Below are 21216 nucleotides of genomic sequence, written 5' to 3'. Positions count from 1 at the left end.
GTCAGCGACCGGTCTTGGGGGCGAAGAAGCGGCTGATCAGGCGAGCGACGACGTTGAGGCCCATGACCAGCATGATGAGCACCAGGGCTGCTGTCCAGGCCCGGTCGATCGCGTTCTGCGGCGGCACGCCCGGCTGGGTGAGCTGGTAGTACGCGTACACCGGGAGTGTCGCCATCCGCCCGTCGAACGGGTTGAAGTTGGTGGCGTTGGTGATGCCGACGGTGATCAGCAGCGGTGCCGTCTCGCCGATGACCCGGGCGATGGCCAGCGTGATGCCGGTGCCGAGGCCGGCGATCGCGGTGGGGATGACGACCTTGACGATGGTCCGCCACTTGGAGACGCCGAGTGCGTAGGAGGCCTCGCGGAGCTCGTTGGGGACGAGCTTCAGCACCTCCTCGGCCGAGCGGACGACCACCGGGATCATCAGCACCGACAGCGCCACGGCGCCCATGATCCCCAGCCGGACGCCCGGGCCGAAGAACAGCACGAACAGGGCGTAGGCGAAGAGGCCGGCGACGATCGAGGGGATCCCGGTCATCACGTCGACCAGGAAGGTGATCGACCGCTTGAGCCGGCCGGAGCCGTACTCGACCAGGTAGATGGCGGTCATCAGGCCGATCGGCACGGAGATGACCGTGGTCAGCGCGGTGATGATCAGCGTGCCCATGATGGCGTGGTAGGCGCCACCGCCCGGGCCGATGACTCCTTGCAGCGAGGCGGAGAAGAACTCGGCGTCGAAGCGCTCCGCCCCGCGGCGCACCACCTCGTAGATCAGCGAGACCAGCGGCACCATGGCGATCCCGAAGGCGCTGACCACCAGGCAGGTGATCAACCGGTCGGTGGCCTTGCGCCGGCCCTCGGTGGCCCGGGAGAGCAGGTAGGTGCCCAGCGTGCCCAGCGCCACGGTGTAGATGACGAACAGCACGACGTTCCAGCTGGTCAGCAGCAGGATCGCCAGCGCGACCAGTGCGGCTGCACCGAACATCGCCCACGGCACCCACGGCGCCTGCTTCGCGTGCTGGCCCAGTTCGGGCTGCCCCTGCGCCGGAGTGGCCGGCGCGGTGCTGGGCTGCTGCGTCGACGTGCTCATCAGTTCGCTCCGGAGAAGTCGGCGCGGCGGTTGACGACCCACCGGGCGAGCATGTTGACCAGGAGGGTGATCACGAACAGCGCCAGCCCGCTCGCGATCAGGGTGTTGACGGCGAGCCCGGTCGACTCCGGGAACTGCAGGGCGATGTTCGCCGCGATGGTCTGCGGGTTCGCGCTGGAGATGAGCGCCCAGGTGATGCCGGCCGCCGAGCCGGACAGGATGATCGCCACGGCCATCGTCTCGCCGAGCGCGCGGCCCAGCCCGAGCATCGCGCCGCCGATGATCCCCGACTTGCCGTAGGGGATGACGGCCATCTTGATCATCTCCCAGCGGGTGGCGCCCAGCGCGAGGGCGGCCTCGGTGTGCAGCGTCGGCACCTGGCTGAACACCTCGCGGGAGATGGCGCTGACGATCGGCAGGATCATCACACCGAGCACGAGCCCGATGGTCAGCATGGTGCGGCCGGTGGAGGAGACCGGCCCGGCGAAGAACGGGAGGAAGCCGAAGGTCTCCTCCAGCCAGCGGTAGAAGGGCACCAGCCGCGGCGCCAGCCAGGCGATGCCCCAGAAGCCGTACACGATGCTCGGGATGGCGGCGAGCAGGTCGACCACGTAGCCCAGCCCGGCGGCCAGCCGGCGCGGCGCGAAGAACGTGATGAACAGCGCGATCGCCACCGCGAGGGGAGTGGCCACGAGCAGGGCGATCACCGCCGAGAGCAGCGTCCCGAAGATCAGCGGCCCGATGTAGGAGGCCAGACCACCCCCACCGGGGAGCTCGTCCGCGGAGGCGGTCAGCGCCGGGACCGACTCGCTGATCAGGAAGATCGTCACCCCGGCCAGGATGACCAGGATGAGGATGCCGGCGCCCTTGGCGCTGCCGGCGAAGATGCGGTCGCCCGGCCTGCGCTTGGGCTGCTGGGTGGGGGGTGCGCTGGTGGTGGAGGTCACCGATCGCTCCGGGGGGCTCGAACTGCTGGGCGCTGGAAGTGGTGCAGTGGATCACGCGCCACGGCGGCCCGGGGTGTCCGAGTGGACACTCCGGGCCGCCGCAGCGCGCTGATGGCCGACTCGGTCAGCTGGCGGCCGAGATGGCGTCGATGGCGCCCTGGGCCTGCTCGCGCAGGGTGTCCGAGATCGGGGCGCTGCCGGCGGCCTCGGCCGCAGCCTGCTGGCCCTCCTCGCTGATCACGTAGCCCATGAAGCTCTTGACCAGGTCGGCGGTCTCCTGGTCCTCGTACTCGATGCAGCCGATGTGGTAGCTGACCAGCACGATCGGGTAGTTGCCCGACTCGGTGGTGTCGCGGGCGAGCTCGATGGCGAAGTCGTACTCGCCCCGGCCCTCCAGCGTCTCCGAGTTCTCCACCACCGCGGCGGCAGCCTCGGCGGTGGGCTCGACGAACTCGTCGCCGACGCCGATGTTGGCCACGCCCAGGTCGCCGGCCTGGCTCAGGTCGGCGTAGCCGATGCTGCCGTTGCCGGCCCCGACGGCGCTGACCACGCCGGAGGTGCCCTGTGCGGCCTCGCCACCGGGCACGGGCCACTCGCCATCGGGCTCGTGCGGCCATGCCTCGCCGGCCGCGGCAGCCAGGTACTCGGTGAAGTTCTCCGTGGTGCCGGAGTCGTCGCTGCGGTTCACCGGGGTGATCGGCAGGTCGGGGAGGGTGGCGTCGGGGTTGTCCGCCGCGATCGCCGGGTCGTTCCAGTTGGTGATCTGCTGGTTGAAGATGCCGGCGAGGACCTCCGGGGAGAGGTTGAGCTCGTCGACGCCCTCGAGGTTGTAGATGACGGCGATCGGCGCGATGTAGTTGGTCAGCTCGAAGATGCCCGCCGTGCCACAACGCTCCTCGGCCTGCGCGAGCTCCTCCTCGTCCAGGGCGGCGTCCGAACCGGCGAAGTCGGTGCCACCGGCGAGGAACTGCTCACGGCCACCGCCGGAGCCGACCGGGTCGTAGTTGACGGTGACGTCCGGCTGGACGCTGGAGTAGCCCGCCGTCCAGCCCTGCATGGCGGCCTGCTGGCTGCTGGCGCCGGCGCCCACGAGGGTGCCGCTGAGCTGCTCGCTGGCGGAGCCGCCGCCGGAACCGTTGTCGGATCCACCGCCCTCGTTGGAGGCGCCGCAGGCGGCGAGGGCGAGGGTGGCGGCGAGCCCCGCGGACAGGGCCGCAGCGCGCGTCGTCGTGCTGAGCTTCAACTCAGTGGCCTTTCGCTGGTGTGCCCGGACGTCGGAGCCGGGCAGCGGGAACCGAACGACGAGGACGCTAAGCAGCCCAGGTGGACGGATCCGGGTGTCACGGTGAACGACCGGTGAACGCGAACCGAGCCTTCGGCCACAGCACGGAGGACGTTGTCCGTCGAACGGGTGAACGAGCTCGTGGCGAGGTGGCCGTTATCGCTTCGTTACGGTAATGCGTGGTCTGGCTCACTCTCGGGCGCGACGCGGCCGGGGCGGCGGTCAGGAGCGGTCGGAGCCCCGCCGCCAGGCGACGTCGACGGCGTGCCGGACGAACCCGCTGCGCTCGTAGAGCCGCACCGCCGCGGTGTTGTCCTCCTCGACGTAGAGCAGCACCGTGCCCAGTCCCAGCCGGCGCAGGTGGGCGAGCCCGAGGTCGGTCAGCGCGCGGCCCAGTCGCATGCCCTGCGCGTCGGGGTCGATGCCCAGCACGTAGATCTCGCCCACCGGGTCGGGCCCGGCCTCACCGGCGGGGTGCACCTTGGTCCAGTGCGAGCCGAGCAGTCGCCCGCCGTCGTCGGGGTCGCCCTCCCAGGCCAGGAAGAAGCCCGCGGGGTCGAACCACGGCTCGGCCTCGCGCATCGCGACGTCCTCGGCGGTCCAGCGGCCCTGCTCCGGGTGGGCGGCGAACGCGCGGGCGTTCACCCGCAGCCAGGCGGCCTCGTCGGTGCCCGGGCGGAAGGTGCGCACCGTGACCCCCGGCGGCAGCGCCGGCTGCGGATCGGGGTCGACGTCGGTGAGCGGGCGGCGCATCTGCAGCAGCACCCGGGCCCGTTCGTAGCCGCGGGCCCGGGCGAGTTCGGCCGAGCCCGGCCGCTCGCCGTGCGCCCAGACGCGCAACGGCCGGTCGCCGGCGAGCGTCTCGAGGTGGGCCAGCAGTGCGGTGCCGATGCCGCGCCGACGGGCGGCCGGCGCGACCACCAGCTCCGCCTCCGCCTCGGCCTCGCCGGGGGCGGCCTCGAGCCGGGCGTAGCCCACGAGGGAGCCGTCGGCCGCTCGGGCGACGACGTCCCGGCCGCCGGCCGGACCGCCGTGCTGCAGTCGCAGCTCGGCCTCCTCCGACACCGGCCGGACGCCGTCGGCGGTGAGCGCCGCCCCCAGGAGCGCCCGCACCTCGGCGACGGCCTCCCGAGGGAGGCCGTCGCCGTCGGTGATGTCGGTGGTCGTCCCGGCCACGCCGCTCAGGAGACCGGCGCGCCGGTGTCGGTGGCGGTCACGTGGGCCGCGGCGGTGGCGTCGGCGACCTGCTGGTCGAGCTTGTAGCCCACGTTGCGCACGGTGCCGATCAGCGCCTCGTGCTCGGTGCCGAGCTTGGCCCGCAGGCGGCGGACGTGGACGTCGACCGTGCGGGTGCCGCCGAAGTAGTCGTAGCCCCAGATCTCCTGCAGCAGCTGCGCGCGGGAGAAGACCCGGCCCGGGTGCTGGGCGAGGTACTTGAGGAGCTCGAACTCCTTGTAGGTCAGGTCGAGCGGGCGGCCGCGGAGCTTGGCGGAGTAGCTGTGCTCGTCGATGACCAGCTCGCCGGCCTTGGTCACCCCGCCGTCGCCGCCGTCGACCGGCGTGGCGGCGGCCAGGCGCCGGGCGGTGGCCCACTTCAGCCGGGCGTCGACCTCGGCGGGTCCGGCGGTGTCGAGCACCACGTCGTCGACGCCCCAGTCGGCCGACAGCGCGACCAGGCCGCCCTCGGAGAGAACGGCCACCAGCGAGGCGGCGACCCCGGTGGAGGCCAGCAGCGAGCAGAGCGTGCGGGCGGAGACCAGGTCGTGCCGGGCGTCGACCAGCACGACGTCACCGGCGTCGCCGTCGAGCAGGCTGGACAGCTCCGGGGCGACCACGCGCACCTGGTGGGCGAGCAGCCCGAGGGCCGGCAGCACCTCGGTCGTCGCCTGCCGTGCCGAGGTCATGAGCACGAGTCGCATGGGGGTCTCCTCACCGTGCTGCCATCTGGCGGGCCGTCGACGCCGATGTCGAGGTGAGCAGGCAGGATAGCGGACGTGCGGCGCCGATCCGCCCTCCCGGGCGACGGCGCGCTGCTGCGGGTCCGCGCCGACGACACGTCGCGCCGGGGTGCCCCGACGGCGACAGGGGTCTCTGGGACGATCAGCGGGTGAGCTCCGCCGCGCCCGACACCCTGCCGTCGTCGCAGCTGTCGTCGCGCCGCCACCACCTCCCGGCCGCCCTCGCCGTGGTCGTGGCGGCCGCACTGCTGGCCGGGCTGCCGGAGCTGCTGGGCACGCCCGGCCGGGTGGCGGCCATCGCCGTGCTGCAGCTGGCCCTGGTCGCCGGCTGGGTGGTGGCCACCGGCATCCGCGGGGCGGTCGGGTCGGTGCTGCTGGGGGTGCTCGCCGCCGCCGGCGCCGACGTCGCGCTGCTGCTGCCCGAGCGCCCCGAGCTGGACGGGCTGCTGGTCGTGCTCGGGCTGGGCTTCCTGGCCGCCGTCGTCCACCAGATGACCCGCCCCGCGCCGCGGCTGTACCTGGTGGCCTCGCTGGCCGGGGTGCTCCTCCTGCTGTGCTCGGTGTGTGCCCTCGCGGTGCAGCTGGGGGTCGCGCGGATCGACGACGGCCCGACGGCGGCGACCACCGGGGCGATCGTGGTGGGCACGGCGCTCGTGGTCGGCCACCTGGTCGACCTGCTGCTGCCCCGCCCGCTGCTGGCTCCCGGGGTGCCCCGCGGCCTGGTCGGCCTGGTGCTGGCCGTGCTGGCCGGCGTCGCCGTCGCCCTGCTGGCCGGCGGTGGGGGGCCGCTGGTGGAGCAGCTCTGGTCCGCGATGTACGGGGCGACGCTGGCCGGGGTGGCCACGCTGACCGCGGTGGGCGCCTCCTACGTCGTGGTCGAGCGCGGGGAGCCGAGCTGGGGGCTCCCGGTCGTGCAGGCGCTGCTCCCCTTCGCCGCCGCGGCGCCGTTCGCGTACGCGCTCACCCTCTACGCGACGGGCTGAGTGGCGGTGCGGACGCTCCTGGTGCTGCTGCTCCTGCTGGCCGGACTGCTCGTCGTCGCCGACCGCGTGGGGGTGGCCGTGGCCGAGGACCAGGTGGCCGGCCAGCTCGTCGAGCGGGGCGGGCTCGCGAGTGAGCCGGAGGTGGACATCGCCGGGTTCCCGTTCCTGACCCAGGCGGTCGCCGGCCGCTACGAGGAGGTGCGCATCCAGGCCACCGCCGAGGAGCTGGGGCAGCCGGCCGGCACCTCGGCCGACGTGGTGCTGCGCGGCGTCGAGGTGCCGCTGTCCGACGTCGTCTCCGGATCGGTGCAGGAGATCCCGGTGGAGCGGGTCGACGGGACGGCGACGCTGTCCTACGCGCTGCTGAGCCAGCAGCTGGGTGGGGACACCACGCTGCGCCCCGCCGGGGGCGACCGGCTGGAGATCACCAGCACCCTGGACGTGCTCGGGGTCGAGTTCCCGGTCAGCGCGACCGGCACGGTCTCCCTCGACGGTCAGGAAGTCGTGGTCGACGTCGCGGAGGCATCGGCCGTCGGCATCGACGTCCCCGGCTCCTTCGTCGACCGGGCTGCCGACCTGCTCGACTTCCGCTACACCGTGCCCGAGCTGCCCTTCGGGTTGCAGCTCGCCGGTGTGGACCCGCAGGACGACGGCGTCCGCGTCCGGGTCGAGGCGACCGACACCGTGCTGCGCGGCTGACCAGCACGGCGGAATGCGCCCGTGGTGGGCGGGCGTTCCCCCCGAGGTGACCGGTCCCGCGCAGTCGCTCGCCGTCCTGGCGGCGCTCGGCGCCCGCCCGGCGGAGGCCGACCTCACCGTCGTGCAGTTCTCCACCGCCTTCTGCGGGCCGTGCCGCGCCACGCGTGCCCGGCTGCGGCAGTTGGAGAGCACCCGGCCGGGGCTGCGGCACCTGCACGTCGACGCCGAGAGCCACCTGGACGCGGTGCGCGCGCTGGAGGTCCGGGTGACCCCGACGCTCATCGCGCTGGACCGGTCCGGGGCGGTGGTCGCACGGCTCTCCGGGGCGCCGCGCCCGGAGGAGCTGGCCGCCCTGGTCGACGCCCATGTCCCACCTGCCCGGTGATCCGTTACCCTCGGCAGCCGTGGGCACCCTGCTGACCTCGCGACGCACAGTCGACCTGTGCCGCGTCGGCAGCTGCCTCTGTCCGGCCTGCTGAGGAACCACGCCTCCCCTCCGGCCCCCGCCGTCCCCTCCCGCCCGAGCCCGTGTGCCGGCGGTCGAGTGGGTACCGGCCCCGCGAACGCACCGCAGATCGCGCACCATCCACCTATCCGATGGAGGAACCGCACCCATGAGCCGTAGCGACGTGCTCGTCACCGCCGACTGGGCCCAGGAGCACCTGGGTGACCCCGGCATCGTCTTCGTCGAGGTCGACGAGGACACCAGCGCCTACGACAAGGGCCACCTCGAGGGCGCTGTCAAGCTGGACTGGAAGACCGACCTGCAGGACGCCGAGTCCCGCGACTTCGTCGACCGCGAGGGCTTCAGCGCCCTGATGTCGGCCAAGGGCATCAGCAACGACGACACCGTGGTGCTGTACGGCGGCAACAACAACTGGTTCGCCGCCTACGCCTACTGGTACTTCAAGGTCTACGGGCACCGTGACGTCAAGCTGATCGACGGTGGCCGCAAGAAGTGGGAGCTGGACAGCCGCCCGCTGTCCACCGACGCCGTCGAGCGCCCGGCCACCCAGTACCAGGCCGCCGAGCCCGACACCTCGATCCGCGCGTTCCGCGACGAGGTCGTGGCCGCGATCGGCGCGCAGAACCTGGTCGACGTCCGCTCGCCCGACGAGTTCTCCGGCAAGCTCACCGCCCCGGCGCACCTGCCGCAGGAGGGTGCCCAGCGTCCCGGCCACGTCCCCACCGCGATCAACGTGCCGTGGAGCAAGGCCGCCAACGAGGACGGCACCTTCAAGAGCGACGACGAGCTGCGCAAGCTCTACGAGGACGCCGGGCTGGACAGCGGCAAGGACACCATCGCCTACTGCCGCATCGGCGAGCGCTCGAGCCACACCTGGTTCGTGCTGCGGGAGCTGCTGGGCCAGGAGAACGTCAAGAACTACGACGGTTCCTGGACCGAGTACGGCTCGCTGGTCGGCGTCCCGATCGCGAAGGGCGCCTGACATGTGCGGCGCCCCGAAGCAGGGCGGTGCCCTGGCCGGGATCGACCTGACCACCCAGACGGTGATCCAGGGTTCGGTCTGGCACGACGGCTCCCCGGTGGCCGGCGCCTACGTGCGCCTGCTCGACGCCACGGGCGAGTTCACCGCCGAGGTGGTGACCAGCCCCGAGGGTGAGTTCCGGTTCTTCGCGGCGCCGGGTACGTGGACCCTGCGCACGCTGGCTCCGGTGGGCCGCGCCGAGCGCACGGTCGACGCCGAGGTCGGGCTGAACGAGACCACCCTCGCCATCTCCTGACGGTGGGCCCCGCGCGGGGCCGGTCAGCGCCCGTCCCGGCTCCGGCCGGGGCGGGCGCTGTCGCGTTCCCGCCCGGATCGAGGGCGGCTCGACCCGCCTCGGCTGGGTCGAGTCGGGTGCTCCCGCGGCTGGACCCCGCCCTGAGCGGGCCGACCCGCTCGGGTGAGCGGTGGACTCAGGTGTCCCGGATGCCGACGAGCCCGGCGAGGTCGCGCATCCCGTCGTCGAAGAACGCGTCGGCGTCGGCCACCGAGCCGACGAAGTGGCCGAACAGCTCGAAGCTGATCATGCCGAACAGGCCGCTCCACGCGCGCAGTCCACGCGCGCGCACGGTGTCGTCGATCGCCGGGTGCTCCCCGCCCAGCACCGGGATGACGTCGGCGCTGACCGTGCCGGCCGGCCGGCCGGTCGCCGGGGCCAGCGACCCGGCGCGGGCGGCGTCGCCCAGCACCCCGCCCAGTACGGCACCCACCCGGGCGGCCGCAGGGACGGTGTCCCGCGGTGCCCGGTAGCCGGGTACGGGGGAGCCGTAGAGCAGGGCGTACTCGTGCGGGTGGTCCCGGGCCCAGCGGCGCACGGCCCGGCAGATCCCGAGCCACCGGGTCATCGGCGGCGCCGTCGGGTCGTCCGCCTGTTCGGCTGCCTCCCCGAGGGCGTCGTAGCCGTCGATGATCAGCCGGGTGAGCAGGTCGTCGCGGCTGGGGAAGTACCGGTAGACCGCCGAGGAGACCATCCCCAGCTCCCGGGCGACGGCGCGCAGCGACAGGCCGGCGGCGCCGACGGTGGCCAGCTGGGCGCGGGCCAGTGCGGTGATCTCCTCGGTCAGCTCGGCGCGGGCGCGCTCACGGGCGGTCGGGGGCACGGGCCGATCGTGCCACTGGGAGAGCACCGATCACAACCGAGAGCGGCGCTCTTGACAGGATCCGGCGAAGGGGCCATCGTCGGCGTCGACGAGAGCACCGCTCTCGCACGAGCTCCCTGGAGGGGACATGGCGCGGCACGTGGTGGTCGGCAAGGGCCCGGTCGGTTCGGCGACGGCCCGGCTGCTGGCCGAGCAGGGGCACGAGGTGGTCGTGCTCTCCCGCAGCGGCGGCACCAGCACCGATGCCGTCCGGCACGCGGCCGTCGATGCAGCTGATGCCGAGGCGCTGGTGCGCGCCGTCGGCCGGGCCGACGTGCTCTACAACGCGGTCAACCCGCCCAGCTACACGACCTGGACCCGGGACTGGCCGCCGGTGGCCGCCGCGCTGCTGACCGCCGCCGAGCGCTCCGGTGCCGGGCTGGTGATCATGGGCAACCTCTACGGGTACGGCCGCCCGTCCGGCCCGATGACGCCGCAGACCCCGCTGGCCGCCACGGACGTGAAGGGCCAGCTGCGGGCCCGGATGTGGACCGACGCGCTCGCCGCGCAGCAGGCCGGGCGGGTGCGGGTCACCGAGGCCCGGGCCTCGGACTTCGTCGGGCCCGGCGTCCCTGCCGCCCAGTCGCACCTGATCCGCCAGCTGGACACCCTGCGCCGCGGTCGGCGGGCGTGGGTGATCGGGAACCCCGACGTCCCGCGCAGCTGGACCAACGTGCCCGACGCCGCGGCCACCCTGGTCGCGCTGGGCGGCGATGGCCGGTCCTGGGGGCGCGCCTGGCACGTGCCCAGCTCCGCGCCCCTCTCCCAGCGGCGGGCGTTGACCGACCTGGCCCGGGCCATGGGTGCACCGCCGGCCAGGGTCACCGGAACCCCCTGGCCGGTGTTGCGCGCCGCGGGGCTCGCCGTCCCGCTGATGCGCGAGATCGTGGCGATCCGGCACCAGTGGGACAAGGAGTTCGTGCTGGACGCGTCCGAGACGACGGCGACCTTCGGGCTGACCGCGACGCCCTGGGACGACGTCGTCCGGACGACGGTGCAGAGCTGGTCGGCGGCACAGGGCGGGGCCGCGGGAGCCGGCGTGGGAGCGCGCGGATAGCGTGGCCCCATGGGTCTGTTCTCCGCCTGGTTCCTGGTGGCGTGCACCGCGCTGACCGCCGTCGGCTGCGCGGCGTCCGCGTGGCGGCTGACGCGCCGCGCACGTCCGGAGCGCGCCCGATGACCGCGCCCACGCCGCCGGGGCTGCCCCCGCAGCCGGCCAGCGGGCCGACCGAGCTCCCGGTGCCCGACACCGTCGACGTCCGCGAGGGCCCGGAGGTCGCCCACGAGCTGCTGTCCCTGCTCCCGCTGCTGGGTGAGTGGCACGGCGAGGGGCAGGCCGCCGGGTCCGGCGGCGACCACCGCTTCGGGCAGTGGGTGCGCTTCGCCCACGACGGCCGGGGGTTCCTCTTCTACGAGTCGCGCACCTGGCGGCTGAGCGACGACGGCGAGGTCGTCGGCGCCGACCAGCGGGAGACCGGCTTCTGGCGCCCGCGCGGCGAGGACGAGGTGGAGGTGCTCGTCGCCTCCCCGGCCGGCCTGGTCGAGATCTACGCCGGCACGGCCCGGACGACGACGAGCTGGGAGCTGGTCAGCGACGTGCTGGCCCGCACCCCCGACCACCCCGACACCAGCCGCGCCACCCGGCTCTACGGGATCGTCGACGGCGCGCTGATGTACGCCATCGACCGGGCTGCCGGCGACCAGCCGCTGCGGCCGACCATGTCCGCCCGCCTGGAGAGGATCCGCTGACCGTGCCCAGCCCCGCGCCCCGCACCCCGCGGCAGGTCGCCGACGCCTACGTCGAGGCGATCTCCGACCTCGACCCGCTCGTGGCCACCGCCCTGGGCACCCGGCCCGGCGACGACCGGCTGCCGGACACCAGCCCCGCCGGTGCCGAGGCGGAGGCGGAACTGGCCCGCCGCACGCTCACCGAGCTCGACCGGGTGCTGGCCGAGGACCCGGCGCTGGCCGAGGACCCGGTCGAGCGGCGGTGTGCCCGGTTGCTGCGGGAGCGGTTGACCGCCGCCCTGGACCTGCACGAGGCCGGCGAGCACCTCCGTTCGGTGTCCAACCTCTTCTCCCCGGTGCACTCCATCCGGCAGGTCTTCTCGCTGATGCCGACCGGGAGCACCGAGGACTGGGCGGTGCTGGCGCGGCGGCTGTCCCGGGTGCCGGAGGCCTACCGCGGCTACCGCGCGTCCCTGTCCGCGGGCGCGGCCCGCGGGCTGTTCGCCGCGCCGCGGCAGGTGCAGACCGTCGTCGGCCAGCTCGACGAGTGGCTGACCGGCCCGTACTTCGCCGGCCTGGTGGCCGCGGGCCCCGACGAGCTGCGCGCTGAGCTGGACGCCGCCGCGCAGGCCGCCGACGCCGCCGTCGCCGAGGTCCGGGACTACCTCCGCGACGAGTACGCCCCGCAGACCGAGGGCACGCCGGACGCCGTGGGCCGCGAGCGGTACGCCCGCTTCGCCCGGTCCTGGAACGGGAGCGACCTCGGCGCGAACGGTGGCCTCGAGGAGGCCTACGCCTGGGGCTGGGCCGAGCACCAGCGGATCCTCGCCGAGCAGCGCACGCTGGCCGAGCTCGTCCTGCCGGGCAGCACGCCGATGGAGGCGATGCGCTGGCTCAACGAGCACGGCGAGGCGGTCCAGGGCGTCGAGGCCATCCGGCAGCGGCTGCAGACCATGATGGACGAGGCGATGGACGCGCTCGACGGGGTGCACTTCGACATCGCCGAGCCGGTGCGCCGGGTCGAGGCGATGATCGCGCCCCCGGGCAGCGCCGCCGCGCCCTACTACACCCGGCCCACGCAGGACTTCTCCCGGCCCGGCCGCACCTGGCTGCCCACCTTGGGGAAGGACCGCTTCCCGCTGTGGGACCTGGTCTCCACCTGGTACCACGAGGGCGTTCCCGGCCACCACCTGCAGCTGGCCCAGTGGGCCTACGTCTCGGGCGAGCTGTCGACCTACCAGACCTCGCTGGGCATGGTGAGCGCGAACGCCGAGGGCTGGGCGCTCTACGCCGAGCGGCTGATGGACGAGCTGGGCTTCCTGGGCGACACCGGTGCGCGGCTGGGCTACCTGGACGCGCAGCAGATGCGCGCCGTCCGCGTGGTCATCGACATCGGCATGCACCTGGAGCTGCCCATCCCCGAGGACGTCACGGGCTCGATCGCGGGGCGCGGCGGGGAGCCGTGGACGCCGGAGCTGGCCCGCGCCTTCTTCGGCGACTTCTGCGGCCGCGCCCCGGAGTTCCTGGACAGCGAGCTGGTGCGCTACCTCGGCATGCCCGGGCAGGCGATCAGCTACAAGCTGGGGGAGCGGGCCTGGCTCGCCGGCCGGGCGGCCGCCCAGCAGGCCCGGGGTGCCGGCTTCGACCTCAAGGCCTGGCACATGGCCGCGCTCTCCCAGGGCAGCCTGGGCCTCGACGACCTCGAAGCCGAGCTCGCCCAGCTGTAACGAAGGGCCCCGTCCCCGGCCCCCTCGCAGGGGCCCGCCGCGAGCGTGCGAGCGGTGGGGGGCGAGGGGGTCCTTCCTCAGTCGGGGGCGTCGGCGGGGACGGGGTTGACCTCGTCGGCGTCCCAGGTGGTGCGGTCGGTGGCGGCGGCCGGTGCGGTCTCCAGCTCCGGGAGTTCGAGCAGCTCGGCGATGCAGGGGGTGCTGCCTCCGACGTAGGTGGTCACCAGGTCGATGTCGGTGGCCACGCACCAGGCCCGGTCGGCCGGCCACCACAGGTTGGCGCTCTGCTCGTAGGGCTCGGCGGCGAAGTTCTCCGCGGCCAGCGACACGGGCCCGTTGACCAGCCAGTACTCCCGGTCGGTCAGGGTCAGGGTCGGGTGGTCGGTGATCACCGCGCCGCCCAGCGCGACGCCGAACCAGCAGACGTCGGGGGTGCGGGTGTACCGGGTGAGCACCTCGACCAGGCGCTCGGCGACCGGCACGGGCAGGTGCCCGCGGGCGGGGGCGCCGTGCCACAGCGGGGCCTGGTCGTCGTTCTCGAAGTAGTCCATCGCCCCGGTGACCGAGCCCCACTGCATCAGCGGGTGGGCGGCGGTGCCGTTGGCGGCGGCGACGGAGGACCAGGGGACCTCGACGTCGTCGTCCCCGACGTAGCGGATGGCGGGGTGGAAGATCCGGGCCAGCGCCGGGAAGCCGGCGGGCACGAGCGCGGCCACGGTCTCCGGGCGGGCGCTCCGGGCGGCCTCGGCAAGCCACAGGCCCGCGGTGGTGTCCAGCGCGACCGCGCGCCCGGCGAACTGCACGGCGTCGAGTCTCCCCAGGGAACGGACAACCCCCGGGCTGCTCCGCGGCGCTGGGCCCGCCGGAGCGGGAGCTGCACGCGGGCCGACTGGACAACGGTCGGCGGCCCGGGGGTCGGGTGACTGTCCGGTTCTCGCTCGCCGCCGTACGACGGACGGGCGGGATTGCCGTCGTTCAGTTCCTGCCGGTCTTCGGCAGTGCCTGAACGGGCGGCCCATCTGGACGGCGGCTAGCGGACAGCCACCTCACGAGTCCTGAACGTATGCAACTTCCGGACCACCTCCTCTCTCGTGTACCTGAGACGGTACGACCGGTTCCGGGAGTCGGCAACGACATTCGTTCAGCTGTCGGCGGACGGGCCGACGGTGCGCCCGGGCGGCGGGGTGTCCTCCCAGTCCGGGTCGTGGGTGGCCTTGTCGTCCACGGTGCGGATCGTGCGCCCGTCCTCGGTCTGGTAGACGTCGGGCACGCCGTCCAGGTTGCGGTCCGCCACCTCGATCGCGGCGATCGCGCGGTACCGGCGGTCGCGCGTCTTCAGCAGGATCGAGGCCAGCAGGGCCGCCGTCAGGGTGCCGACGAGGACGCCGACCTTCACGTGCTCGTCGCGCAGCGAGCCCTCGCCGTACGCGAGCGCGCCGATGAGCAGCGAGACGGTGAACCCGATCCCGGCGAGCATGGCCAGCCCGATGACGTCGGGCCAGCCCAGCGACTCGTCGAGCTCGGCGCGGGTGAAGCGGGAGACCAGCCAGGTGGCGCCGGTGATGCCGATCGTCTTGCCGGCCACCAGGCCCACCACGATGCCGATGGCGACCGGGTCGGACAGCGACTCGAGGAGACCCGAGAAGCCGCCGATGGTCACGCCCGCAGCGAAGAAGGCGAACACCGGGACGGCGAAGCCCGCGGAGATGGGGCGGATGCGGTGCTCGAGGTGCTCGGCCAGGCCCGGCCCGGCCTCCGGCCCGCCGGCGGCCTGGCTGCGCACCACGGGCACGGTGAAGGCCAGCAGCACCCCGGCGACCGTGGCGTGCACCCCGGACTCGTGCACGAGCACCCAGGTGATCACCGCGAGGGGGAGGAGCAGCCACCAGGACCGGATGCGCTTCTGCACCAGGAAGCCGAAGACGGCGAGCGGGACGAGCGCCAGCAGCAGCGGCGTGAGCGCCAGGCTGGAGGTGTAGAAGAGGGCGATCACCGTGATGGCCAGCAGGTCGTCGACCACCGCCAGGGTCAGCAGGAACGTGCGCAGCGCCGTGGGCAGGTGGGTGCTGATCACGGCCAGGACGGCGAGCGCGAACGCGATGTCGGTGGCCGTGGGGATGGCCCAGCCGCGCAGGGCGCCGTCACCGGTGCCCAGGTTCACCAGGACGAACAGCAGGGCCGGGACGACCATGCCGCCGACCGCGGCCGCGACGGGGAGGACTGCACGGCGGGGGTCGCGCAGGTCACCGGCGACGAACTCGCGCTTGAGCTCCAGCCCGACCACGAAGAAGAAGATCGCCAGCAGCCCGTCGGCGGCCCAGGTGCCGAGGGTGAGGTCCAGGTGCAGCGACTCCGGCCCGACCCGGGTGTCGCGCAGCGACTCGTATGCCGCCGACCACGGCGAGTTGGCCCAGACCAGGGCGATCACGGTGCCCACCAGCAGCAGCGCCCCGCCGACGGTCTCCTTGCGCAGGACCCCGGCGATCCGTGTCGCCTCCGGGTAGGACCCCCGGCTGAACAGGCGGGTGGGATTGCTCACGTGGCGGCTCCGTTGTGCGGGGTCGGGAAGGAAGTTGCCGACCAGACTTCCCGGCGCACCTCCCGACCACACTACCGGGGACGGGGATCACTCCAGCCGTGATCGCCGCTCAGCCGGCCAGCAGCTCGCGCACCCGGGTGGTCAGCCCGCCGTCCCCCCGCGCCACTCCGTCGACCCGGACGACGGCGGTGGCGCCGCGGATCCCGGACAGCAGCCAGACGGCCTCGGCGGTGTGCAGGTCCGCGACCGTCCCGCGGGTGACCGCGGTGGGCCAGCCGTCGGCCTCCGCGGCGGCGAACAGGCGCGCCTGGGTGGTGCCGGCGAGGATGCCGGTCTCGGCCGGTGGGGTGTGCAGTCGCCCGCCCGCGGCCCAGACGACGGTCGACGTCGGCCCCTCCAGCAGCTGCCCGTCCAGCGCGGTGAAGACGACGTCGTCGGCGCCGCGCCGGTGGGCCTCGCGCAGCGCGGCCATGTTGACGGCGTAGGAGAGGGTCTTCGCCCCGCCCAGCAGCCACGGGGCGCCCGCCCGGACGTCGGCGGCCAGCCCCAGGGTGAGGGTCACCACCGCCACCCCCTGCTCCCGCTGGCGCAGCGTCTCCGCCGGCACCGGGGCCAGCAGGGCGAGCAGCGTGGGCGGGGTGCCGTCGCCGAGCCCGCGGGTGAGGAACACCCGGCAGGCGCCGTCGACCTCGGCCGGCCAGCCCGTGACGAGCGCGCCGACGACCGCGCGCACCGCGTCGTCGCCGGGGTGCGAGAGCTCCATCAGCGCGGCCGAACGGCGCAGCCGGGAGAGGTGCCCGGCCAGCTGCGGGGTCGTGCCGCCGGTCACCAGCACCGACTCGAAGCAGCCGTCGCCCCGCCCCAGACCGAGGTCCAGTGCGGTCACCACCGGCTGGGCGGGGTCGACCACCCGGGCTCCGCCGTCGGTCCAGACCGCCACGCGCGTGCTCGTCACGGCTCCACCCTGCCGTACGGCGGTCCTAGGCTGGCGGCGTGTCCGACGAGCTCAGTCCGTCCGGGGAGACCAGCACCGCGCCGCTGGCCGAGCAGCTGCGGGCCCGGGGGCTGCGGCTGACCACCCAGCGCCAGCGGGTGCTCGCCGCCGTGACCGCGCTCTCGCACGGCACCCCGGAGGACATCAGCTCGCGCTTGCGGGCCGAGGCCGGCCCGGGCGGCGCCGCCCCGGACACCTCCACGGTCTACCGGACCCTCGAGCTGCTCGAGCAGCTCGGCCTGGTGTGGCACACCCACCTGGGCAAGGGCGCCCCGATCTACCACGCGGGCCAGCAGCACCGGCACGTGCACGTGGTCTGCCAGGCCTGCGGTGAGATCAGCTCGGTCGACCCGACGGTGCTCGACGGCGCCGCGGAACGTCTGGGGGTCGAACTGGGTTTCACGCTGGACGTGGGCCACGTGGCGCTGTCGGGCACCTGCCGGGCCTGCGCCGACACGATCCGGACGGAGCACTCATGACCACCCCCTCCCCGTTGCTGTCCCGGCCGGGCGCCGTCGCGCTCGCCCTCCCGGACGGCGGCACCGGCACGGTCGCCGCGCACTACGGCGAGCCGCTGCCCGAGCAGCGCCGCCTGGCCGAGGGTGCCGGGCTGGTCGACCGCAGCGACCGGGACGTGCTGACCGTGACCGGCGCGGACCGGCTGACCTGGCTGCACGACCTCAGCTCCCAGCACCTGCGGGAGCTCGCCGACGGCACCGGCACCGAGGCGCTGTTCCTGGGGCCCAACGGGCACGTGGAGCACCACGTCGTCCTCGCCGAGCTGGCCGGCACCACCTGGGCCGACGCCGAGCCCGGCGCGGGTGCCGCGCTGGCCGAGTGGCTGCAGAAGATGCGGTTCATGCTCCGCGTGGAGCCGGCGCTGGTCACCGACGCCTGGGCGCTGCTGAGCCTGGCCGGGCCGCGGGCCGACGAGGTGCTGACCGCGGCCGGCTGGCCCGTCCCGGCCGCCGAGCACGCCGTCGTCCCGCTGCCCGGCGGCGGCTGGGCCCGCCGGTCGCCGGTGATCGGCGACGGGAGCGCCGCGGTCGTCGACCTGCTCGTGCCGCGCGCCGAGCTGGCCGCCCGCGCCGACGAGCTGTTCGCCGCCGGCGCCGTGCCGGCGGGGCTTGACGCGTTCGAGGCGCTGCGCGTGGAGGCCCGCCGCCCGCGCGCCGGCGTCGACACCGACCACCGCACCATCCCCAACGAGCTGCCGTGGCTGCGCACCGCCGTCCACCTGGACAAGGGCTGCTACCGCGGCCAGGAGACGGTCGCCCGGGTGCACAACCTGGGCCGCCCGCCGCGGCGGCTGGTGCTGCTGCACCTGGACGGCATGAGCGAGGCGCTCCCCGCCCCCGGCACGCCGGTCACCTCCGGCAGCCGCGACGTCGGCCGGGTCGGCACCGTGGTGCGCCACCACGAGCTCGGCGTGATCGCGCTGGCCCTGGTGAAGCAGTCCGTCGCCCCGGACGCGGCGCTGCACGTCGGCGACGCCGTCGCCGGGATCGACCCCGACGACGGGCCGCAGGAGGTCGACGCCGACGTGGCTGCGGCCCGGAACCGGGTCCGGGCCGTGCGGTCTGCGACGATGCGGGCGTGAGCACTGCCGGCGGCGTCGAGGGGACTCTGATCACCCTCGCCCCCACCGGGGCGGAGTCGGCCAAGGCCGACGTGCCGGCGCTGCCGGTCACCGTCGAGGAGGTCGTCGCCACGGCCCGCGACTGCCAGGCGCTCGGCGCCGCCGTCCTGCACCTGCACGTCCGGGACGTCGACACCCGCCCCACGCTCGACCTGCCGCGGGTGCGGGAGGTGGTCGCCGCGGTGCGGGAGGCCACCGACCTGGTGGTGCAGCTGTCCACCGGCGGGGCGGTCACCGACCCGGCCGAGGCGCGCCTGGCCGTCCTGGACGCCGGGCCGGACGCCGCATCGCTGTCGCTGGGCACGGTGAACTTCGGCCGGGACGTGTTCTCCAACCCCTGGGACCTGATCGTCGAGCTGCACACCCGGATGCAGGAGCGCGGCATCGTCCCCGAGTACGAGGTGTTCGACCTCGGCCACCTGGCCACCCTGGCGCGCCTGCTCGACCGGCACGGCCCGCCGCACGGTGGGCACGTGCACGTCGACCTGGTCATGGGCGTGCCCGGCGGCATGCCCGGGACGACGGCGGCGCTGGCCGCCTGTCTGCCCGCCCTCCCGCCCGGTGCGACGTTCGCCGCCACCGGCGTGGGGCGCACCTCGCTGCCGGTGATGCTGGCCGCGCTGTCGGCCGGCGGGCACCTGCGCGTCGGCATGGAGGACACCCTCACCTACGCACCGGGCGAGCCGGTGCGCGACAACGCCCAGCTGGTGGCGCGTGCGGCCGGGCTCGCCCGGATCGCCCAGCGTCCGCCGCTGTCCCCGGCGCAGGCCCGGCAGCTGCTGGGCGCCACTGACCCCGTCCAGCACACCCCCGTGGAGGTCGCCCCGTGACCAGCCCGACCGCTGCCGGCGGCGCCGCCGTCGACGCGCTGCTCGACCCGTCCTTCCTGGACGGGGTGGAGCAGCTGCCGATGAGCGAGGTCCGCGCACTGCGCCAGCAGGCCGAGCAGGCCGAGGTCAACCTCTCCTACACGCGCCGCCTGCTGCAGGGCCGGCTGGACATCGTCCGCCGGGAGCTGCAGCGCCGCGCCGAGCACGACGGCCGCTCACTGGTCGACCTGCTGCCGGAGATCCTCGCCGAGAAGGGCCGGGGCCCCGCGCACGGCCTGGGTCGCCACCAGACCGTGCAGCCCACCGACCCCGGGCAGCACGAGCACTGGGTGAACGGCCTGGCTCCCGGGGTCGACCTCTCCGACGTCCCGGCGCTGCCCGACGACCAGCTCGAGCGCGCCGCGCGGGCGCTGGGCGAGGGCGAGCGCAGCCTGTCGGAGCGCCGGCGCGGGGTGCAGCAGGTGATGGACGCCCTGGCCGGGGAGCTGGGCCGGCGCTACCGGGACGGCCTGGCCGACGTCGCCCAGCTGCTCGCCGACGAGTCGCGGCACCGCCCATGACGACGGGCTGGCCGGGCTCGCCGGTGCTGGTCGAGGTGTGGCGCTCGGGGTTCCTGGAGTCGGTGCACCGCGGCTCGCTCGTCGTGCTGGACGCCGCGGGCGCCCCGTTGCTCGAGGTGGGCGACGTCCGCCGTCCGGTGCTGCCGCGTTCGGCGAACAAGCCGGTGCAGGCCACGGCGCTGCTGGACGCCGGCTGGCGCCCCCGGGACGACCGGGAGCTGGCCCTCGGCGCGGCCTCGCACAGCGGTGAGGACGGGCACCGCGAGCTCGCCGCCCAGCTGCTGGCCGGAGCCGGGCTGGGGCCCGGCGACCTGGGTTGCCCGCCCGCGCTGCCGCAGCACGAGGGCACCCGGGCGCAGTGGCTGGTGGCGGGGCGGGCGCCCGACCGGCTGGCGATGAACTGCTCGGGCAAGCACGCCGCGATGCTGTCGGCCTGCGTGGCCGCGGGCTGGCCGACCGAGGGCTACCTCGCTCGGGAGCACCCGCTGCAGCAGGCGATCGAGGCGCGGCTGGGAGAGGCGGCCGGGGAGCCGGTCAGCGCTGTGGTCGTCGACGGCTGCGGCGCGCCCCAGCACGCCCTGTCGCTGACCGGGCTGGCCCGCGGGGTGCTCTCGCTGGTGCAGGCCGACCCGGGCACGCCCGGCCGGCTGGTCGCCGACGCGATGCGTGCCCACCCCTGGCTGGTGGCCGGCACCGGACGGGACGACACCGAGCTCATGCAGGACGTGCCCGAGCTGCTGGTGAAGGGAGGCGCCGACGGTGTGCACGTCGCCGCCCTGCCCGGCGCCGGTGCCGTGGCGCTCAAGCTGGACGACGGCGGCGACCGCGGGCGGCTGCCCGCGCTGACCGCCGGGCTGCTGCGCCTGGGCGTGCCGGCCGAGGTGCTGTCCCGCTGGCAGCTCACGCCGGTGAGCGGTGGCGAGGGAGTGGTCGGCGAGGTGCGGGCGGCGGCGTCGCTCGCCTGACCCGGGGCGGGTGCCGGCGCGGAGGCCGGAGCCGCCTGGTCGACCGTCGGGCCGGGCCACGCCGCGGCTCCACGGTCGGTGCGGTGGGTCGACCCGGGTGCTAGCGGTGCGCTTGCAAGAGCTAGCACCGCTGGTTACGGTGGAACGGTGCCTCGTCCCACGGAGTTCGTCCGCGAGCAGGTGAGCGCTGTCCGCGAGACGGTCACCTCGGCCGCGGCGGAGGCCGGCCACGTGCCGGCGAACGTGGGCTCCCACGTGGGCGAGTTCATCCGCACGCAGCGCAGCGCCGCCCAGGTGTCACTGCGCGAACTGGCCCGCGCCGCGGGGGTGAGCAACCCCTACCTGTCCCAGGTCGAGCGCGGGCTGCGCAAGCCGTCGGCGGAGATCCTCGCCCAGATCGCCCGCGGCCTGAAGATCTCCGCGGAGACCCTCTACGAGCAGGCCGGCTTCCTCGACCGCCGGTCGGGCACCGCCGGCACCGTCGCGGCGATCCGCGCCGATCCGGCGCTCTCCGAGCGGCACCGGGCCGTTCTCCTGGAGCTCTACGAGACCTACGCCCGGGAGCACGCCCGCGAGCAGGCGGAGACCGCCCCGGTGGCCCACCCGCCCGCCCCCCCGCGCCCCCCCCCCC

At 74.7% G+C, this 21216-nt stretch carries 23 protein-coding genes; 14 read left to right on the top strand and 9 right to left on the bottom strand.

Annotation, left to right across the window (positions count from 1 at the left end; genetic code table 11):
* Position 1: 1 nt before the first annotated feature.
* From pstA to ACI783_RS15620, 5 genes are all read right to left on the bottom strand, one after another.
* Positions 2-1090, bottom strand: a complete 1089-nt coding sequence (gene pstA / locus ACI783_RS15640; RefSeq protein WP_457141294.1) for a phosphate ABC transporter permease PstA — start codon at positions 1088-1090, stop codon at positions 2-4.
* Positions 1090-2037 (bottom strand): phosphate ABC transporter permease subunit PstC, encoded by a 948-nt coding sequence (gene pstC, locus ACI783_RS15635; protein WP_457141293.1) that lies wholly within the window; start codon positions 2035-2037, stop codon positions 1090-1092. Before pstC ends, pstA begins: the two co-directional genes overlap by 1 nt.
* Before the next feature lie 124 nt (positions 2038-2161).
* Positions 2162-3280 carry a phosphate ABC transporter substrate-binding protein PstS gene (gene pstS / locus ACI783_RS15630; RefSeq protein ID WP_457141292.1) on the bottom strand — a complete coding sequence of 373 codons (1119 nt, stop codon included), beginning with the start codon at positions 3278-3280 and terminating at the stop codon, positions 2162-2164.
* Positions 3281-3541: 261 nt separating this feature from the next.
* Positions 3542-4495 carry a mycothiol synthase gene (mshD, locus tag ACI783_RS15625; protein WP_457141291.1) on the bottom strand — a complete coding sequence of 318 codons (954 nt, stop codon included), beginning with the start codon at positions 4493-4495 and terminating at the stop codon, positions 3542-3544.
* 5 nt (positions 4496-4500) lie between these two features.
* On the bottom strand, positions 4501-5238 hold the full coding sequence (locus ACI783_RS15620) for a winged helix-turn-helix transcriptional regulator (protein ID WP_457141290.1): 738 nt from the start codon (positions 5236-5238) through the stop codon (positions 4501-4503).
* Between the two features lie 188 nt (positions 5239-5426).
* On the opposite strand from ACI783_RS15620, the gene ACI783_RS15615 reads away from it, so the two are divergent.
* The 5 genes from ACI783_RS15615 (at position 5427) to ACI783_RS15595 (ending at position 8702) form a co-directional block, all read left to right on the top strand.
* Positions 5427-6260: a hypothetical protein gene (locus ACI783_RS15615; protein ID WP_457141289.1), complete on the top strand. Its 834-nt coding sequence runs from the start codon at positions 5427-5429 to the stop codon at positions 6258-6260.
* A 6-nt stretch (positions 6261-6266) separates the two neighbouring features.
* A complete protein-coding gene (locus ACI783_RS15610; RefSeq protein WP_457141288.1) occupies positions 6267-6959 on the top strand; it encodes an LmeA family phospholipid-binding protein in 693 nt (230 codons plus the stop codon).
* Positions 6960-7005: 46 nt separating this feature from the next.
* Positions 7006-7344 (top strand): thioredoxin family protein, encoded by a 339-nt coding sequence (locus ACI783_RS15605; protein ID WP_457141287.1) that lies wholly within the window; start codon positions 7006-7008, stop codon positions 7342-7344.
* Between the two features lie 229 nt (positions 7345-7573).
* Positions 7574-8407: a sulfurtransferase gene (locus tag ACI783_RS15600; protein ID WP_457141286.1), complete on the top strand. Its 834-nt coding sequence runs from the start codon at positions 7574-7576 to the stop codon at positions 8405-8407.
* A gap of 1 nt (position 8408) precedes the next feature.
* Positions 8409-8702 carry a DUF1416 domain-containing protein gene (locus ACI783_RS15595; RefSeq protein ID WP_457078812.1) on the top strand — a complete coding sequence of 98 codons (294 nt, stop codon included), beginning with the start codon at positions 8409-8411 and terminating at the stop codon, positions 8700-8702.
* Between the two features lie 175 nt (positions 8703-8877).
* Here the strand turns inward: ACI783_RS15595 and ACI783_RS15590 are convergent, their stop codons facing one another.
* Positions 8878-9564, bottom strand: coding sequence for a TetR/AcrR family transcriptional regulator (locus ACI783_RS15590; protein ID WP_457141285.1), 687 nt, complete (start codon positions 9562-9564; stop codon positions 8878-8880).
* Between the two features lie 127 nt (positions 9565-9691).
* Between ACI783_RS15590 and ACI783_RS15585 the strand changes: the two genes are divergently transcribed.
* From ACI783_RS15585 to ACI783_RS15575, 3 genes are all read left to right on the top strand, one after another.
* Complete coding sequence (locus ACI783_RS15585; protein WP_457141284.1) at positions 9692-10660, top strand: NAD-dependent epimerase/dehydratase family protein; 969 nt, start codon at positions 9692-9694, stop codon at positions 10658-10660.
* Between the two features lie 119 nt (positions 10661-10779).
* Positions 10780-11352, top strand: coding sequence for an FABP family protein (locus ACI783_RS15580; protein ID WP_457078806.1), 573 nt, complete (start codon positions 10780-10782; stop codon positions 11350-11352).
* 2 nt (positions 11353-11354) lie between these two features.
* On the top strand, positions 11355-13058 hold the full coding sequence (locus tag ACI783_RS15575) for a DUF885 domain-containing protein (protein WP_457141283.1): 1704 nt from the start codon (positions 11355-11357) through the stop codon (positions 13056-13058).
* 77 nt (positions 13059-13135) lie between these two features.
* Here the strand turns inward: ACI783_RS15575 and ACI783_RS15570 are convergent, their stop codons facing one another.
* From ACI783_RS15570 to ACI783_RS15560, 3 genes are all read right to left on the bottom strand, one after another.
* Complete coding sequence (locus ACI783_RS15570; RefSeq protein WP_457141282.1) at positions 13136-13861, bottom strand: hypothetical protein; 726 nt, start codon at positions 13859-13861, stop codon at positions 13136-13138.
* 338 nt (positions 13862-14199) lie between these two features.
* Positions 14200-15597 carry a Na+/H+ antiporter NhaA gene (gene nhaA / locus ACI783_RS15565; RefSeq protein WP_457141281.1) on the bottom strand — a complete coding sequence of 466 codons (1398 nt, stop codon included), beginning with the start codon at positions 15595-15597 and terminating at the stop codon, positions 14200-14202.
* A 109-nt stretch (positions 15598-15706) separates the two neighbouring features.
* On the bottom strand, positions 15707-16552 hold the full coding sequence (locus ACI783_RS15560) for an aminotransferase class IV (protein WP_457141280.1): 846 nt from the start codon (positions 16550-16552) through the stop codon (positions 15707-15709).
* Positions 16553-16590: 38 nt separating this feature from the next.
* On the opposite strand from ACI783_RS15560, the gene ACI783_RS15555 reads away from it, so the two are divergent.
* The 6 genes from ACI783_RS15555 to ACI783_RS15530 all read left to right on the top strand — a co-directional run.
* A complete protein-coding gene (locus ACI783_RS15555; protein WP_457141279.1) occupies positions 16591-17070 on the top strand; it encodes a Fur family transcriptional regulator in 480 nt (159 codons plus the stop codon).
* Complete coding sequence (ygfZ, locus tag ACI783_RS15550; RefSeq protein ID WP_457141278.1) at positions 17067-18191, top strand: CAF17-like 4Fe-4S cluster assembly/insertion protein YgfZ; 1125 nt, start codon at positions 17067-17069, stop codon at positions 18189-18191. The genes ACI783_RS15555 and ygfZ overlap by 4 nt, the downstream gene beginning before the upstream one ends.
* The gene (locus ACI783_RS15545) at positions 18188-19060 is read left to right on the top strand and encodes a 3-keto-5-aminohexanoate cleavage protein (protein WP_457141277.1); all 873 of its coding nucleotides are present in this window, start codon (positions 18188-18190) and stop codon (positions 19058-19060) included. The genes ygfZ and ACI783_RS15545 overlap by 4 nt, the downstream gene beginning before the upstream one ends.
* Positions 19057-19620: an RsiG family protein gene (locus ACI783_RS15540; protein WP_457078789.1), complete on the top strand. Its 564-nt coding sequence runs from the start codon at positions 19057-19059 to the stop codon at positions 19618-19620. The genes ACI783_RS15545 and ACI783_RS15540 overlap by 4 nt, the downstream gene beginning before the upstream one ends.
* A complete protein-coding gene (locus tag ACI783_RS15535; protein WP_457141276.1) occupies positions 19617-20585 on the top strand; it encodes an asparaginase in 969 nt (322 codons plus the stop codon). Before ACI783_RS15540 ends, ACI783_RS15535 begins: the two co-directional genes overlap by 4 nt.
* Before the next feature lie 147 nt (positions 20586-20732).
* Positions 20733-21216 (top strand): helix-turn-helix domain-containing protein (locus ACI783_RS15530; protein WP_457141275.1); only part of this gene is annotated, 484 nt, incomplete at its 3' end.

Source organism: Modestobacter sp. SYSU DS0511 (assembly GCF_054050755.1).
The sequence above is the reverse complement of the archived record's forward strand: the minus strand, read 5'-3'. Positions and strand labels throughout refer to the sequence as shown.

Coding starts and splice junctions, on each gene's coding strand:
- ygfZ (WP_457141278.1), top strand. CDS start 17,067: ATGACCACCCCCTCCCCGTTGCTGTCCCGGCCGGGCGCCGTCGCGCTC.
- ACI783_RS15595 (WP_457078812.1), top strand. CDS start 8,409: ATGTGCGGCGCCCCGAAGCAGGGCGGTGCCCTGGCCGGGATCGACCTG.
- ACI783_RS15620 (WP_457141290.1), bottom strand. CDS start 5,238: ATGCGACTCGTGCTCATGACCTCGGCACGGCAGGCGACGACCGAGGTG.
- ACI783_RS15580 (WP_457078806.1), top strand. CDS start 10,780: ATGACCGCGCCCACGCCGCCGGGGCTGCCCCCGCAGCCGGCCAGCGGG.
- ACI783_RS15535 (WP_457141276.1), top strand. CDS start 19,617: ATGACGACGGGCTGGCCGGGCTCGCCGGTGCTGGTCGAGGTGTGGCGC.
- ACI783_RS15600 (WP_457141286.1), top strand. CDS start 7,574: ATGAGCCGTAGCGACGTGCTCGTCACCGCCGACTGGGCCCAGGAGCAC.
- pstA (WP_457141294.1), bottom strand. CDS start 1,090: ATGAGCACGTCGACGCAGCAGCCCAGCACCGCGCCGGCCACTCCGGCG.
- ACI783_RS15585 (WP_457141284.1), top strand. CDS start 9,692: ATGGCGCGGCACGTGGTGGTCGGCAAGGGCCCGGTCGGTTCGGCGACG.